The sequence below is a fragment of the Aeromonas sp. S11(2024) genome, from assembly GCF_041402345.1.
Lineage (GTDB): Bacteria > Pseudomonadota > Gammaproteobacteria > Enterobacterales > Aeromonadaceae > Aeromonas > Aeromonas veronii.
Genome location: NZ_JBGLRC010000003.1, coordinates 126,543 through 141,696 on the forward strand (window position 1 = coordinate 126,543; position 15,154 = coordinate 141,696).

A 15,154-nucleotide genomic window follows, 5' to 3' on the forward strand; every position below is an offset into this window, starting at 1 on the left:
TTTGCCTGACTCAGCAAAATTCTTAGAACTCGCCACGCAGCCAGTTGCTAACCCGTTTGACCAGGCCACCGACGCTTGCCTTGGCGGCATATTCTTTGTTGCTACCTGTGGCTTGATGGGTGCGGCCATATTGCAGCAACCCGACCGCAGTCGAGTACACCGGTGCCTGCACGTAATCACTCAAACCACGTATGTTCATGGGCTCTCCCACCCGGACCTGGCTCTGGAAGATCTGCTCTGCACACTCCACAATGCCTTCAATCTGGGCAGCGCCGCCGGTCAAGACCACACCGGCTGCCAGCTGATGCTTGACCCCCTGCGCTTTCAACTCGCTTTGTACCCGCACCAGCTCATCATTCACCATGGAGAGCAACTCGGTGTAACGGGGCTCAATCACTTCAGCCAGTGTCTGCCGTTGCAGGCTGCGCGCCGGGCGACCGCCGACACTGGGTACTTCAATATTGTCTTCCTTGCTGACCAGACGACCGAGGGCGCAACCGTAGCGCACCTTGATCGCTTCCGCGTCGAGCGGCGGCGTGCCGAAGGCGTAGGCGATGTCGCTGGTCACAGTACTGCCAGCGTACGGGATCACCTTGGTGTGGCGCAGAGCACCGCCGGTAAACAGCGACATGTCCATGGTGCCGCCACCGATGTCCACCACGCAGACACCCAGCTCTTTCTCGTCTTCGGTCAACACGGCATAGCTGGAGGCCAGCGCGGAGAAGATCAGTTGATCCACGCGCAAACCGACCTTCTCCACACACTTCTCAATGTTGCGAGCCATGTCGTTGTGGCAGGTGATCAGGTGAACCTTGGCTGCCATCCGCACACCGGAGAGGCCGACCGGATTCTTGATCCCTTCCTGATAATCGATGGCAAACTCCTGAGGCAGCACATGCAGCACGCGCAGCTCGTCGGAGAGGCGAACCGACTTGGCGGTGTGGATCACGTTGTCCACATCCTCCTGGGTCACCTCTTCATCGGAGATGGGCACCATACCGGTCTCGTTGCGGCAATCAATATGCTTGCCGGACAACCCCAGATAGACCGAGCTGATCTGGCAATCTGCCATCATCTCGGCCTCTTCCACCGCGCGGCGCAGTGACTTGACCACGGAGTCGAGGTCATTGACCCCGCCCTTCTCCATTCCGCGAGAAGCGTGACTGCCCATACCGATGACGTTCAGTTCACCGTCCGGCAATACTTCCCCGACCAGAACCGCCACCTTGGTTGTGCCGATATCCAGTCCGACAATCAAATTCCTATCTGCGGTGTTGGTCATGCACTTTCTCTTCGCTCTTCTTCCAGCCAACTGCCATTCCGGTGTCGTATCGAAGATCCACGTAGGCGACTTGCGCACGGGGTTCGATAACCGGGAAGGCATCGATAAACCGCTGCAGCCGGAGCGCAATGTCATTGCGTCCCAGGAACAGCTTGATATTGCCATCCAGGGTCAGTTCCCAGGCATGGCGGGGGGTCAGATTCACCCCCAGCAACTTGTATCCCTTGGCAGCCAGTTGCGACTCGTACTGCCGACTCTCTTTCAACACCCGGGCGGCCTGGTCATCCGGCCCTGACAGCTGCAACAGCGGCGTCTTGACCCGATCCGGGGCACTGAATACCTTGCCCTTGGTGTTGACGAAGCGGTTGCCATTCCAGCGCGCCGCCACATCTTGTTCCGTGAGGTAGATCTTGATCTTGTTCGGCCACTTCTTTCGTACCGAGACCGAGGCCACCCATGGCAGGGCGTTGAGCCTTGCCTGCAATTCGTTGACGTCCAATTCGAAGAAGTTGCGCAGCTCGGCGCCATCCAGCACGGCCATCCGCAGCTCTTCGGTTTGCAAATACTGGTGTTGCCCCTGCAGCAACAGCTCGCTCATGGGCAACCGGTTGGCATCTGTCAGCCAACCTTTAACATCCAGCGCCGTCCGGTAGCAGCCCCATATCACCAGCAGGAAAAACGCTACCCCTGCGATGAAGCCACCCTTGGTGCGCCCCTGTGCCCTTGCCTCCACCCGATCGATCCCCGTGTAACGCGCTAAACCGGCCTTTGACAGACCGGTTCGCCATTATATAGGCCCCGGCTTGGCGGTCAAAATACTCATTGGGCCCTCAGGCGCCAGATTTCATGCTATCTATGCTCAATTTCATCTCTCCGAGACGACGGGCCAGCGCCCCGACGTTCCCGGCGCCTTGAGTCAGCACCAAATCCCCCTCGCCGATCAGGTCGGCCAGCACGGCTGGCACGTCATCCGGTGTAGCGACGAAGATGGGTTCCAGGTTGCCACGCGAGCGAATGGAGCGGCACAGTGCCCGTCCATCAGCGCCCGGGATCGGCTCCTCACCGGCAGCATAAACCTCCAGCATTACCAGCACGTCTACCTTGGAGAGCACATCGGCGAAGTCCTCGTAGAGGTCGCGGGTGCGGGTATAACGGTGCGGCTGGAACACCATCACCAGACGCTTTTCGGGCCAACCGGCACGGGCGGCGTTGATGGTGACCTTCACTTCGCTCGGGTGGTGACCGTAATCGTCCACCAGCATCGCCTTGCCGCGACCGGTTTCAAACTCGCCATACTGCTGGAAGCGACGACCGACCCCTTCAAATTTGGCCAGTGCAGAGATGATGGCCTCGTCGCTAACACCGTCCTCTGTCGCGACAGCTATCGCCGCTGCGGCGTTCAATGCGTTGTGAATACCCGGCAAATTGAGGGTCACCTGCAGCTCACCCGCCTCTTTGCGGCGAACACGGAAGCAGCTGTGGTTGGTGGTCTGGACAAAATCCAGCACCTGCACGTCGGCATCATCAGAGAGGCCGTAGGTCAGAGTCGGACGGGCAATCTCGGGCAACATGCCACGGATCACCGGATCATCGATGCAGACCACCGCCAGTCCGTAGAAGGGCAGATTGTGCAGAAACTCGATGAAGGTGGCCTTCAGCTTGGAGAAGTCACCGCCGTAGGTATCCATGTGATCCGCTTCGATATTGGTCACGATAGAGACCATCGGCTGCAGATGCAGGAAAGAGGCGTCGCTCTCGTCCGCCTCGGCAATCAGGTAGCGGCTGCTGCCCAGTCGGGCATTGGTACCGGCACTGTTGAGCAGGCCACCGATGACGAAGGTCGGGTCGCGGTCGGCTTCGGCATAGATGCTCGCCACCAGACTGGTGGTGGTGGTCTTGCCGTGGGTACCGGCAATGGCGATACCGTGACGGAAACGCATCAGCTCGGCCAGCATCTCGGCGCGGCGCACCACCGGGATCCGCAGTTCGCGGGCAGCCAGCAGCTCCGGGTTGTCCTGCTTGATGGCAGTAGAGACCACTACCACGCTGGCACCCTCAACGTGTTCGGCACTGTGGCCGACGAAGATGTGAGCACCCAGTCCGGCCAACCGCTCGGTCACGGCGTTGCGGGCCAGATCAGAACCCGTTACCTGATACCCTTCGTTGGCAAGCACTTCGGCGATCCCGCCCATACCGGCACCACCGATGCCGATAAAGTGGATGCGACGCACGCGGCGCATTTCGGGGATCACAGTACGCAGTTTTGCCAGTTCAACCTTGGTCATAATCGTCTCTTTAGTCTGCCGCAGGCCATGTGCCGTCAAAGCGCGGCTGCACGGTGGCATCAATACATACAGGTACAAGGCTGCACGGTGTCACCGCTGCAACCTTGCTCATCAATCTTTACCACACTGCCCGGTTGCGAGCTGTTTGCACTCATCCGCAACCCGCTCGGCCGCATCGGTGATGGCGACGCGGCGAGCCGCTTTCGCCATGTTAAACAGGGTCTCCCTGCGACCAGCCAGCCAGGTCAGGCGAGCCGCCAGTGAAGCGGTGTTCAGCTCGGACTGGGGCAGAAACTCGGCTGCACCGCCGTCGACAAGGGTCAAGGCGTTTCGGGTCTGGTGATCATCCACAGCATGGGGCAGCGGCACGAAAATGGCGGCCACACCGGCGGCAGCCACTTCGGAAACAGTCAGCGCACCGGCACGGCAGACCACCAGGTCGGCCCAAGCGTAGGCGCTGGCCATATCCTTGATAAATTCGCTCACCTCGGCATTGATGCCGTGCTGGGCATAGGCAGCAGAGACAGTCTCGGCATTGCCCTTGCCACACTGGTGACGCACTTCAATAGGCACGCCGGATGCCGCCACCGCAGCAGGTACCTGCTCGTTGAGCACCCGCGCCCCCAGACTGCCACCCACGATCAGCAGATGCAGTGGCTCATCCCCGCTGCGCAGTTGCGGATCCGGCAGGGCGACCACTTCGGGACGCACCGGATTACCGACCACGGCGGTGCGACGGCTCGGCGCGAAGGCGCCCGGAAATGCCATCAACACCCGCCTGGCGATACGGGCCAGCAGCTTGTTGGTCATGCCGGCAGCGGCATTCTGCTCATGGAGCAGCAGCGGGATGCCGGAGAACCAGGCCGCCACGCCACCCGGGCCGGAGGCAAAACCGCCCATGCCGAGCACCACGTCAGGACGAACGGTCTTGAGCACCTGACGCGCCTGCAGGATCGATTTGACGATGCGATAGGGCGCAACCAGCAGTCGTTTGATGCCGTTGCCACGCACCCCCTGAATATCGATGAAGGAGATGGGATAACCGTGGGCGGGCACCAGCTCCGCCTCCATCCGGTCGGCAGTGCCGAGCCAGTGGACAGTCCAGCCCTGGGCCTTCAGGCGATCGGCCACGGCCAGACCGGGGAACACATGCCCACCGGTACCACCTGCCATCACCAACAGAGTCTTGCTCACTAAACCTCCCGCACGCGCGCCTGGGCTGTCGCCTGACGCAACTCAAAATCGATTCGAATCAACATGCTCACCGCCACCGACATGATGATGAGACTGGAACCACCGTAACTGACCAGCGGCAGGGTCAAGCCCTTGGTTGGCATCATGCCGCTGGCCGCGCCGACGTTGACAAAGGTCTGGAAGCTGAACCAGATGCCGATGCCGATGGCCAGATAACCGTCATAGAGCCGCTCTGCCACCAGCGCACGATGCCCCAGCTTGAGCGCCTTGACCGCCAGCGCAAAAATCAGGAACAGGGCGCCCAGCACCCCGACGTAACCCAGCTCTTCACCGAGAATCGCAAACACGAAGTCGGTGTGCGCTTCCGGCAGGTACTCCATCTTCTGGATAGAGTTGCCAAGCCCTTCGCCAAACCAGCTGCCACGGCCAAACGCCATCAGCGACTGGGTCAACTGGTAGCCACTGCCAAACGGATCGGCCCAGGGATCCATAAAGGAGGTCACCCGCCGCATCCGGTAGGGCTCGACGATGATCAGCATCACCACCGAACCGAGGCCCGCGCCGATCAGGGTCAAAAACTGCCCCAGTCGGGCACCGGCCAGAAACAGCATGCCGAACGAGGTAACGAACATCACCACGGTAGAACCCAGGTCAGGCTGCAACAGCAGCAAGACTGCCAGCACCCCGAACACCGCCAGCGGTTTCAGGAAGCCGATCCAGGCTTCGCGCACTTCGCTCTGGCGCCGTACCAGATAGCCGGCCAGATAGACAAACAGCGCCAGCTTGCCAAACTCGGCAGGCTGCAGGTTGAAGGGGCCGAGCGGCAACCAGCGCACCGCACCGTTGACGTTCCGCCCCACCAGCAGCACCAGCACCAGCATCAAGATCGCCAGCAGCAGCATGGGGCCATTGTGCTGTTGCCAGCGCGCCATCGGCACCTGCAACACAAACCAGGAGATACCGAGCGCCATCACCAGAAACAGGGCGTGACGCTTCACAAACATGAAGGGGTCATCCCCCAGCGCAATCCCTTCGGGGATCGACGCCGAGGCCACGATGACCACCCCGACCGCCATCAGGGAGAGCGCCAACAGTACCAGCTGCCGATCGTAGAGACCGGCAGGACGCGCCGGTAACACCCAGCGCTGGAACAGACCTGCTGCTGCGCGAAGGGCGTTCATAGCGCCAGCACCATCTCGGTGAAGCGATCGCCGCGCACCTCGAACGACTTGAACTGATCGAGGCTGGCACAGGCCGGCGCCAGCAGCACCCAGTCACCGGGCTTGGCATCGGCAGCCGCTTTGGCAACTGCAGCGGCCAGGTCGTCCACCCGTTCGGTCTGCTCGCCCAGTGCCAGCAGCACCTCGGCATCCTGACCGAAGCAGTACATGTGATCGATCTGGTTGCCCAGCAGCGCCTGGATCGGGCCAAAATCCTGCCCCTTACCCTGACCACCGGCCAGCAGCAGCAGGCGCCCCTTGACCGACTCGCGCACACCGGCAACGGCAGCCAGCGTGGCCCCCACGTTGGTGGCCTTGGAATCGTTGATCCAGCGCACCCCGTTCACCTCCCGCACGAAGCGGGCACGATGGGGCAAGCCCTCGAAACGACGCAGCACGGTAAGCTGAGCCGCACGGGGAATACCGACCGCATCGCACAGCGCCATGGCCGCAAGGGCGTTGGCCTGATTGTGGGCACCGACGATCTTCATCTCGTCTACCGCCAGCAGTGGTTCACCGTGCAACGTCAACCAGTAGCGGCCATCCAGCAGGCAACGGCCATAGCCATTGCAGTCGAGACCAAAGCTCTGCCACACCTGACCCACATCGGGCAGGGTCTGAGCATCGTCACGATTGACCAGAATGTGTTTGGAGTGCAGATGGATCTCCATCTTGGCGGCACGATAGTCGGCCATGCCCTGATAACGATCCATGTGATCTTCTGAGAGGTTCAGCACCACGGAGGCGGCAGCACGCAAACTGTGAGTAGTTTCCAACTGGAAGCTGGAGAGCTCCAGCACGCAGAGATCCATCGGCTGCTTGAGCAGCTCCAGCGCAGGCGTGCCGATATTGCCGCCCACGCCGACATTGAGACCGGCTTCGGCAATCATCTCGCCCACCAAGGTGGTAACGGTGCTCTTGCCGTTCGAGCCGGTGATAGCGATGACCGGGGTCTGGGTCTCGCGCACAAACAGCTCGATATCACCGACGATCTGCACGCCACACTCGGCAGCTGCTTTCAGTTCGGGGGTCGCCAGCGCGATACCCGGGCTCGCGACGATCATGTGCGCCTGCTTGAGCAGCGCCTCGTCGAGACCGTGAATGAGCTCTACCTCAGGCGGCAGTTGATCCTTGCCGGGCGGGTTGGCACGGGTATCCATCACCAATGGCGTCACGCCACGGCCGAGGAAGTAGTCGACGCAGGAAAGTCCGGTTTTGCCCAATCCGATGATGATGACCATGGCCTTACCTCACCTTCAGGGTGGCAAGACCCAGCAGCACCAGCACGAGGGTGATGATCCAGAAGCGCACGATGACGCGCGGCTCCGGCCAGCCCTTCTTCTCGTAGTGGTGATGGATCGGCGCCATGCGGAAGATCCGCACGCCGCGCAGCTTGTATGAACCCACCTGCAGGATCACCGAGACGGTCTCCATCACGAAGACGCCGCCCATGATCACCAGCAGGAACTCCTGACGGACCAACACGGCGATGGTACCGAGCGCGCCGCCCAGTGCCAGGGAACCAACGTCCCCCATGAATACTTGCGCCGGATAGGTGTTGAACCAGAGGAAACCCAGACCCGCCCCGACGATGGCAGTACAGACGATCACCAGCTCGGAGGTATAGGGCACGTAGGGAATGTGCAGGTAGCTGGCAAAGTTGACGTTACCGGTAGCCCAGGCGATCAGGGCAAAGCCCCCCGCCACCATCACGGTCGGCATGATGGCCAGGCCATCGAGACCGTCGGTCAGGTTGACCGCGTTGGAGGTGCCAACGATGACAAAGTAGGTCAGCACGATAAACATCAGGCCAAGCTGCGGCATCACATCCTTGAGGAAAGGCACCACCAGCTGGGTCTGCCCCTCATGGGTTGCGGTCGCATAGAGGAACACCGCCACCGCCAGCGCTACCGCGGATTGCCAGAAATACTTCCAGCGTGCGATCAGGCCGTCGGTGTTCTTGCGCACCACCTTGAGGTAGTCGTCGGCAAAGCCGATGGCACCGTAGGCACCCAGCACAAACAGCACCAGCCAGACATAGGGGTTGTCGAGGCGGCACCAGAGCAGCACAGACGTGAAAATCGCAGCAATGATCATCAGGCCACCCATGGTCGGGGTGCCCCGCTTGCTGAGGTGGGACTCGGGACCGTCGTTGCGGATCACCTGACCGAATTTCAGGATCTGCAGGCGACGGATCAGGCGTGGCCCCATCCAGAGGGCAACCCCCAGTCCGGTAATGATCGACAGGATGGCGCGAAACGTCAGGTAGGAGAAGACGTTGAAGAAGGTGAAGTGCGGGGTGAGCAGTTCGGCCAGCCAGACTAGCATGTGGCTGACTCCTGACGGCCTTTGACCATCTCGACGATATCTTCCATGCGGGAGCCACGTGCCCCTTTGACCAGAATCGAAATTTCCTGATGTGTATTTATCATTTGCGCAAGCACTTCAAACAACGACGCCTTGTTATCGAAATGTCGGCCCGCCGCGGCATCTGCGGTGTGGCGACTCTCTTCCCCCACTGTCAGCACGGCATCCAGACCGCACTCGCGGGCATGACGGCCAACCCGGGCGTGTTGCTCGGCAGACTCCTCACCCAGTTCCCGCATATCACCGAACACCAGCACCTTGAAGCCGCTCATGGCGGTCAGGGCATCGATGCCCGCCAGCACGGACTCCACGCTGGCATTGTAGGTATCATCCACCAGAGTCAGACCGCCCCAGCGTTGAACGCAGAAGCGTCCCTTGACCGGAGCCATCTGCTCAAGACCGGCTTTGACCGATGCCAGAGAAGCGCCGAGCGCCAGGGTACCGGCAGCAGCAGCCAACGCATTGGCCACGTTGTGGCGACCCGGGATCGCCAAGGTCAGGCTCAGCTCGCCCTGCGGGGTCACCATCACGAACTCGGCACAACCTTGTTCGTTGAGTACAAGGTTGCGCGCGTGGAACGGCTGGCTCTGATCGTCGATGGAGAAGGCGCACTGAATGCCGCGTTCCCGCCACTTCGGCCAGAATTCGTTGTCGGCGTTGACGATGGCGGTGCCACCCTCGCTCAAGCCCTCAAAGATTTCGCTCTTGGCGTGGAACACCCCTTCCAGCGAGCCGAAGCCCTCCAGATGGGCCGCCGCCACGTTGTTGATGATGGCGGCATCGGGTTTGGCCAGCGAGGTAGTCCAGGCGATCTCGCCCGGATGATTGGCACCCAGCTCCATCACCGCAAACTTGTGCTGCGGCTCGAGGCGCAGCAGGGTGAGCGGCACGCCCACCTCGTTGTTGAAGTTGCCAGCGGTGGCCAGCACTTCCCCTTCGTTGCGCAGGATGGCGGTTGCCATCTCCTTCACCGTGGTCTTGCCGCAGCTGCCGGTAATGGCCAGCACTTTCGGGTTGATGCGCTCACGCACCAGTTTGCCAAGGCGGCCCAACCCCTTGAGGGTATCGGCTACCACCAGTTGGGGAATGGCCAGCGGCAGCTCACGCTCGACCAGCAGGGCAGAGGCCCCTGCCTGAACGGCCTGCTCGCAAAAATCGTGGGCATCGAAGCGCTCGCCGCGCAGGGCAACGAACAGGGCACCCGCGCCCAGTGTGCGGGTGTCGGTACTGACGACGGTGATCTCGCCATCGTCACCAATCAGACGGGCATCGAGTACCTGAGCCAGCTCGGCAAGCCTGAGGGTCATCATTTGAATGACTCCAATAATGTGTGCAAGGCAGCCGCGACGGTTTCCCGGTCGCTGTAGTGCCGCTTGTCGGTTCCAATGATCTGATAATCCTCGTGACCCTTACCGGCCACCAGGATGATGTCCTGTTTGCTCGCCTGACCGATGGCCAGCGCAATCGCCTTGACCCGGTCGTGCTCCACCTGCACCGCAGCAGGATCGCGAAGACCCGCCACCATGTCGGCCATGATCCGGGCCGGCTCCTCGGTACGGGGATTGTCATCGGTCAGGATCACGCGATCCGCATACTGTTCAGCCATGGCAGCCATCATGGGGCGCTTGCCGCGATCCCGATCACCACCACAACCGACCAGACACCAGAGCTGGCCTGTGCAGTGCACCCGCAGGGCTTGCAATGCCTTCTCCAGTGCATCCGGGGTGTGGGCGTAATCGACCACCGCCAGCGGCGTATCGCCACCACCAAAACACTCCATGCGGCCGGTCACTGGCTGCAATTGAGGCGCTGTCGCCAGCAGCTCGTTGAAGTCGTAACCGAGCACCAGCATCACGCCCATCGCGGCCAGCACATTGCTGACGTTGAAGCGCCCGAGCAAGGGGGCGGATAATACACCATTCCCCCAGCTGGAGTTAATCTGCGCGCGAAAACCTTGCTGGTGAAAATCGAGCTGCTGCGCCGTTAATTGACGGCCAGAATGGTGTTCAATCGGGCCATTAACGCTGAACGCCACCGCTGCCGGGTATTTTTCGAGCCACTTGGCACCCAACTCGTCATCACGGTTGATCACCGCATTCGACTCATCGACCAACTGCAGCAACTGCTCTTTGGCCGCGCCATAGGCTTCCATGGTGCCGTGGTAGTCGAGGTGATCCCGGCTCAAGTTGGTGAAGACAGCGGCGGCAAACGGCAGTGCGGCAACACGATGCTGCACCAGACCGTGGCTGGAGACCTCCATCGCCACCAGATCCGCCCCCTGCGCTTGCAGCGCAGCCAGATTGGCTTGCACCTGCACGGCGCTGCCGGTGGTGTTTTCCGCTTCGATCAGGTTGCCGAACAGGCCGTTGCCGATGGTGCCCATCACGCCCGCTTTACCACCCAGCAGGGTGCGCCAGTTGGCGACCAGCAGTGCTGTAGTGCTCTTGCCGTTGGTGCCGGTGATCCCCACCAGTTGCAGCTTGTTCGCAGGCTGGTCGTAGAAGGTACCTGCGAGTGCTGAGAGGTGAGCGGGCAGATCCCGCATCCCGATACAGGAAACCGAAGTCGATGGTGGGATAAATTCACCATCCTCCTCAAACACAACAGCGGTCGCTCCCTGAGCCACCGCCTGTTCGATAAACCGTCTGCCATCCACTTGATGACCACGAATGGCCACGAAGAGCGAGCCGGGGCCAACCCGCCGACTATCCAGCTGGATATCGGTCAGGGTGAGCGCCGGCGCCTGGATACCGAAGGGGCGCAGTAATACATCAAGTGCGCGGGACAAGAGAGGCCTCCGTACGGGCAAGTTTGGTGGGCACCGCTGGCGGCACCGCATCGGGACGAATATTGAAGAGCTGCAGCACCCCGCCCATGGCCTCTGCAAACGGTGGGGTAGCCACGGCGCCGCCATAATAGGCGCTGCCTTTTGGCTCGTTGATCACCACCACCATGACGAAACGGGGATCACTGGCGGGTGCGAAACCGGCAAACCAGGCCATGTAATCCTTGCCATAGCCACCGGCGACGGCGACCTTGGCGGTACCACTCTTGCCGCCAACCCGATAGCCCGGGATCTTGGCTTTTGGAATGGCGTTGTCGACCACATACTCCAGCGCCTGCAACATGGCAGCGGCGTTGTTGTGATCGATAACCTGCTCACCCTTGGGCGGCGTAGTCACCTTGACGATGGAGAGCGGCACCCGCTTGCCCTTGTTGGCCAGGGTGGCGTAGGCGGAAGCCAGCTGCAGCGGGGTGACTCGCAGACCATAACCGAACGAGAGGGTTGCCCGCTCGATATCGGACCAGCGACGACGCTGGGGCAGCATGCCGCTGCTCTCGCCCATCAGCCCGCTGCCGGTATCCATGCCGAAACCGAACATGCTGAGGGTATTGATCATCTCCTGCGCCGGCATCCGCAGCGCGATGCGTGACATACCGATGTTGGAGGAGTAGCGCAGGATGTCGTAGAGGTTGGTCGCCTTGTGGATACTGACGTCCTTGATCTGCTTGGCACCGATAAAGAGCGGACCACCGGGAATGAAATCCTTCCAGCTGGTGACACCTGCCTGCAAGGCACTGAGCAAAATCAATGGCTTGACGGTCGAACCCGGCTCGTAGGTATCAGTCACCACCCGGTTGCGTACCCGGAAGCTCTGATACTGGCCTCGGTTGTTCGGGTTATAGGAGGGGGTGTTGACCATGGCGAGCACTTCACCGGTCTTGATATCCAGCATCACCATGGAGCCGGAGGTCGCCTTGTTCTCGTCGGTTGCCCGCTTGAGGGCACGGTAGGCCAGAGCCTGCACCCGCTGATCGATACTGAGCTGCAGGTCGTTGGCGTTCTTGCCCTCTTTGACGATGCCAAGCCGCTCGATGACGCGACCTTGACGATCCTTTCGTACCCGCATTTCGCCGGGTGTCGCCGTCAGCCACTCGTTGTAGCTGCGCTCAATCCCTTCAATACCGCTGCCATCGATGTTGGTTACCCCCACCAGATGGGCGCTGATCTCGCCGGTCGGGTAGAAGCGGCGTGCTTCAGGGCGCAGGTAGACGCCACCCAGCTTGAGCCCCTTGATATATTCCGCCACCGCAGGAGTAACCTGACGCTGCAGATAGACGAAACGCTTGCTGGGGTTGGCGATGCGGTGTTTGAGGGTATTGATGTCGAGCTTGAGCACGGCGGAGAGCGCCAGCCAGGCTCGCTCATTATTGATGGCCCCGGATTCATGCACCGTCTTGGGATCGGCCCAGACCGCCTCGACCGGTACCGAAACCGCCAGCTGCTCGCCGTTGCGATCGGTGATCATGCCGCGCACCGCTTGGGTAGAGGTGGTACGCAGGGAACGCATGTCCCCTTCCTGACGCAGGCGATCCGGATTGATCACCTGGATCCAGGCCAGACGCAGGATCAGACCCACAAACGCGATGCCGATAAACACCGCAAGCGTGCGAAAGCGCCACGGATAGATCGATGGCGCTTTGACATTCGCTTTGGCAGCTTTGGCTGTAGCCTTGCGTTTCATGGTTGGGTAATTACCTTCTCGGTGGTCACCAGCGGACGACCCATCTGCAACTTGTCCATCGCCAGACTCGCCACCCGGGAGTGCTCAGCCAGGGTGCCCTGCTCCAGCAGCAGGTGGCGCCATTCGATATTGAGGCGATCCTCTTCCGCCATCAGATCGTTCTGCTTGGCCGTCAGACCACGGGTCATGTTGGTCACCAGGATCACGGCAAACGCGGTCACCAGCACGGCGACCGACAGAAAAATCTGCAGCTTGTGCCGCCAGAGATCGGCAACGATCTCCTTGGCCAGATGAACACGCACTTCGCTCATCGCTTACTCCGCCAGCCGTTCGGCAACCCGCAGCACCGAGCTGCGTGACCGGCTGTTTTCAGATACTTCATGATCAGAAGGCTTGAGCGCCTTGCCGACCGACTTCAATTTGCGACCGCCAGCCAGCTGGGCCTCGGTCAACGGAATGCCGTAAGGCACTTCCGGCCCCTTCTCGTGCTTGCGGATGAAATGCTTCACCAATCGGTCTTCCAGCGAATGGAAGCTAATCACTGATAGACGTCCATGTGGTGCTAGCACTTCCAGTGCACCGTTGAGCGCGGTTTCGATCTCGTCCAGCTCGCTGTTGATATAGATGCGAATGGCCTGGAAACTGCGTGTTGCCGCATGCTTACCCTTCTCCTTGCTCGGATTGACCCGGGCAATCATCTCCGCCAGTTGGCGGGTACGCACATAAGGCTCGGTCACTCGGTCATGCACAATGGCACGGGCGATCTTCTTGGCAAAACGCTCCTCACCGAAGGTCTTCAGCACCCAGGCGATGTCATCCACATCTGCCTTGGCCAACCACTCGGCGGCGCTCTGACCGGAGGTGGGGTCCATCCGCATATCGAGCGGACCATCTTTCATAAAGCTGAAGCCGCGCTCGGCATCATCCAACTGGGGTGAAGAGACCCCCAGATCCAGCAGGAAGCCATCCACCTTGCCCAACAAACCGCGCTCATCCAGATAGGAGGCGATGCCGGAGAAGGGGCCGTGCACAATTTCGAAACGGGGATCCTGGATCTTGGCCGCTTCGGCGATCGCCTGGGGATCGCGGTCGATGGCGATCAGGCGGCCATTGGGGCCAAGGTGCTGCAGGATCAGACGAGAATGACCACCACGGCCAAAAGTACCGTCGACGTAGACACCGTCCGGCTTGATAGCCAGACCTTCAACGGCTTCGTGCAGCAGCACAGTGATGTGTTCAGCGGCTTGGGTCATTTATAAAGAGAAATCCTGTAGTCGTGGTGAGCTTGCCCAATCGTCCCCGGGCAGACCCAAGATGTCGTCATTGACCTGTTGTTGCCAGCGGGCTTCATCCCACAACTCAAACTTGTTGAGCTGGCCCACCAGCATGATTTTCTTGTCCAGCCTCGCATGGTTGCGCAGTGGCTGACTGAGCAGCAGACGGCCATTGCCATCCAGCTCGCATTCGGTTGCATGTCCCAGCAGCAGTCGCTGCAAACGGCGCTCTTGCGGATTCATGCTGGAGAGAGTCTTGAGCTTGCGCTCGACCTCTTCCCATTCATTCAGGGGATAAAGCAGCAGACAGGGATGGGCAATATCGATGGTGCAGACCAGCTGGCCGTCGCTTTCGTCGCGCAGCCAATCACGGAATTTGGTCGGAATTGCCAGCCGCCCTTTACTGTCCAGGCTGATGGCATGAGCGCCACGCAACAAATTGCAGTCCCTGAAGGTGAGTGAGCAGGCAGATTGCCCCTCTAAAAACCACTTTGATCCACTTTTCCCCACCTTGAAGTTTAAGGACGAGCAGGGGGCTTTTCAAGCAAGGAGATGGGACAGAGGGAACATATTGACGCAGCAATTGCATGCTGCGGATTGAGTAGGTTGATTTTCCAAGAGTTATTGCTGAAAAAACAGAAAGTGATTAATAAGCAGCAAGTCGGTGAGCGGTCACTATCTGGGCGATATGATGAAACGGAACAATACCACTGCACAGAGCAAAATACTGACACATATCACTGGATAGATGATGTAACCATCTTTCGAACGGCGAGCACGCAGAGACACCAGCTGACAAAGCAACAGATTGTAAATAATCAGCAGGGATGTCAGCAGAATATTGGTGGCAAATGTCAGCTCTTGAGCGTAACCAATGTACAAGCCCATCAGAATGAAATTGGCGAGTATCAGATACAGCAAAAACTTCTGAATCGCTTTACCCGAATTTGGGCTCTTTTTTACTCGTGTTATCATGCTTGCTACGTCCTGGATTACACATGATCAG

14 protein-coding genes are annotated in these 15,154 nt (G+C 60.2%); 1 reads left to right on the forward strand and 13 read right to left on the reverse strand.

Features of this window, described 5'->3' with window-relative positions; translation table 11 throughout:
• Positions 1–22 precede the first annotated feature (22 nt).
• The 13 genes from ftsA to mraZ all read right to left on the reverse strand — a co-directional run bounded on the left by ftsA (position 23) and on the right by mraZ (position 14,586).
• Positions 23–1,282 (reverse strand): cell division protein FtsA, encoded by a 1,260-nt coding sequence (ftsA, locus tag ACB040_RS03855; protein ID WP_005336148.1) that lies wholly within the window; start codon positions 1,280–1,282, stop codon positions 23–25.
• A complete protein-coding gene (locus ACB040_RS03860; RefSeq protein WP_005336149.1) occupies positions 1,263–2,015 on the reverse strand; it encodes a cell division protein FtsQ/DivIB in 753 nt (250 codons plus the stop codon). Before ACB040_RS03860 ends, ftsA begins: the two co-directional genes overlap by 20 nt.
• A gap of 97 nt (positions 2,016–2,112) precedes the next feature.
• Complete coding sequence (murC, locus tag ACB040_RS03865) at positions 2,113–3,567, reverse strand: UDP-N-acetylmuramate--L-alanine ligase (RefSeq protein WP_005336150.1); 1,455 nt, start codon at positions 3,565–3,567, stop codon at positions 2,113–2,115.
• A gap of 111 nt (positions 3,568–3,678) precedes the next feature.
• Positions 3,679–4,761 (reverse strand): undecaprenyldiphospho-muramoylpentapeptide beta-N-acetylglucosaminyltransferase, encoded by a 1,083-nt coding sequence (murG, locus tag ACB040_RS03870; RefSeq protein WP_213389782.1) that lies wholly within the window; start codon positions 4,759–4,761, stop codon positions 3,679–3,681.
• Entirely contained in the window at positions 4,761–5,942 is a 1,182-nt protein-coding gene (gene ftsW / locus ACB040_RS03875) for a cell division protein FtsW (RefSeq protein WP_338773529.1), read from the reverse strand. Before ftsW ends, murG begins: the two co-directional genes overlap by 1 nt.
• Positions 5,939–7,222, reverse strand: a complete 1,284-nt coding sequence (gene murD / locus ACB040_RS03880) for a UDP-N-acetylmuramoyl-L-alanine--D-glutamate ligase (RefSeq protein WP_338773527.1) — start codon at positions 7,220–7,222, stop codon at positions 5,939–5,941. The genes ftsW and murD overlap by 4 nt, the downstream gene beginning before the upstream one ends.
• A 4-nt stretch (positions 7,223–7,226) precedes the next feature.
• The gene (gene mraY, locus ACB040_RS03885; protein WP_005356635.1) at positions 7,227–8,309 is read right to left on the reverse strand and encodes a phospho-N-acetylmuramoyl-pentapeptide-transferase; all 1,083 of its coding nucleotides are present in this window, start codon (positions 8,307–8,309) and stop codon (positions 7,227–7,229) included.
• Positions 8,303–9,658, reverse strand: a complete 1,356-nt coding sequence (gene murF, locus ACB040_RS03890; protein WP_338773525.1) for a UDP-N-acetylmuramoyl-tripeptide--D-alanyl-D-alanine ligase — start codon at positions 9,656–9,658, stop codon at positions 8,303–8,305. Before murF ends, mraY begins: the two co-directional genes overlap by 7 nt.
• Positions 9,655–11,187: a UDP-N-acetylmuramoyl-L-alanyl-D-glutamate--2,6-diaminopimelate ligase gene (gene murE / locus ACB040_RS03895; RefSeq protein ID WP_338773523.1), complete on the reverse strand. Its 1,533-nt coding sequence runs from the start codon at positions 11,185–11,187 to the stop codon at positions 9,655–9,657. Before murE ends, murF begins: the two co-directional genes overlap by 4 nt.
• Complete coding sequence (locus ACB040_RS03900; protein WP_005336163.1) at positions 11,120–12,874, reverse strand: peptidoglycan glycosyltransferase FtsI; 1,755 nt, start codon at positions 12,872–12,874, stop codon at positions 11,120–11,122. The genes murE and ACB040_RS03900 overlap by 68 nt, the downstream gene beginning before the upstream one ends.
• Complete coding sequence (ftsL, locus tag ACB040_RS03905) at positions 12,871–13,185, reverse strand: cell division protein FtsL (RefSeq protein WP_005336166.1); 315 nt, start codon at positions 13,183–13,185, stop codon at positions 12,871–12,873. Before ftsL ends, ACB040_RS03900 begins: the two co-directional genes overlap by 4 nt.
• A gap of 3 nt (positions 13,186–13,188) precedes the next feature.
• Positions 13,189–14,127, reverse strand: a complete 939-nt coding sequence (gene rsmH, locus ACB040_RS03910) for a 16S rRNA (cytosine(1402)-N(4))-methyltransferase RsmH (protein WP_005336168.1) — start codon at positions 14,125–14,127, stop codon at positions 13,189–13,191.
• Positions 14,128–14,586: a division/cell wall cluster transcriptional repressor MraZ gene (mraZ, locus tag ACB040_RS03915; RefSeq protein ID WP_338773521.1), complete on the reverse strand. Its 459-nt coding sequence runs from the start codon at positions 14,584–14,586 to the stop codon at positions 14,128–14,130.
• A 114-nt stretch (positions 14,587–14,700) separates the two neighbouring features.
• Here mraZ and ACB040_RS03920 point away from each other — a divergent pair, with 114 nt between their 5' ends.
• Positions 14,701–15,150, forward strand: a complete 450-nt coding sequence (locus ACB040_RS03920) for a hypothetical protein (protein ID WP_159157764.1) — start codon at positions 14,701–14,703, stop codon at positions 15,148–15,150.
• Positions 15,151–15,154: the final 4 nt, after the last annotated feature.

Coding starts and splice junctions, on each gene's coding strand:
- ftsA (WP_005336148.1), bottom strand. CDS start 1,282: ATGACCAACACCGCAGATAGGAATTTGATTGTCGGACTGGATATCGGC.
- murC (WP_005336150.1), bottom strand. CDS start 3,567: ATGACCAAGGTTGAACTGGCAAAACTGCGTACTGTGATCCCCGAAATG.
- ftsW (WP_338773529.1), bottom strand. CDS start 5,942: ATGAACGCCCTTCGCGCAGCAGCAGGTCTGTTCCAGCGCTGGGTGTTA.
- murD (WP_338773527.1), bottom strand. CDS start 7,222: ATGGTCATCATCATCGGATTGGGCAAAACCGGACTTTCCTGCGTCGAC.
- mraY (WP_005356635.1), bottom strand. CDS start 8,309: ATGCTAGTCTGGCTGGCCGAACTGCTCACCCCGCACTTCACCTTCTTC.
- murF (WP_338773525.1), bottom strand. CDS start 9,658: ATGATGACCCTCAGGCTTGCCGAGCTGGCTCAGGTACTCGATGCCCGT.
- murE (WP_338773523.1), bottom strand. CDS start 11,187: ATGCGGTGCCGCCAGCGGTGCCCACCAAACTTGCCCGTACGGAGGCCT.
- ACB040_RS03900 (WP_005336163.1), bottom strand. CDS start 12,874: ATGAAACGCAAGGCTACAGCCAAAGCTGCCAAAGCGAATGTCAAAGCG.
- ftsL (WP_005336166.1), bottom strand. CDS start 13,185: ATGAGCGAAGTGCGTGTTCATCTGGCCAAGGAGATCGTTGCCGATCTC.
- rsmH (WP_005336168.1), bottom strand. CDS start 14,127: ATGACCCAAGCCGCTGAACACATCACTGTGCTGCTGCACGAAGCCGTT.
- ACB040_RS03920 (WP_159157764.1), top strand. CDS start 14,701: ATGGGACAGAGGGAACATATTGACGCAGCAATTGCATGCTGCGGATTG.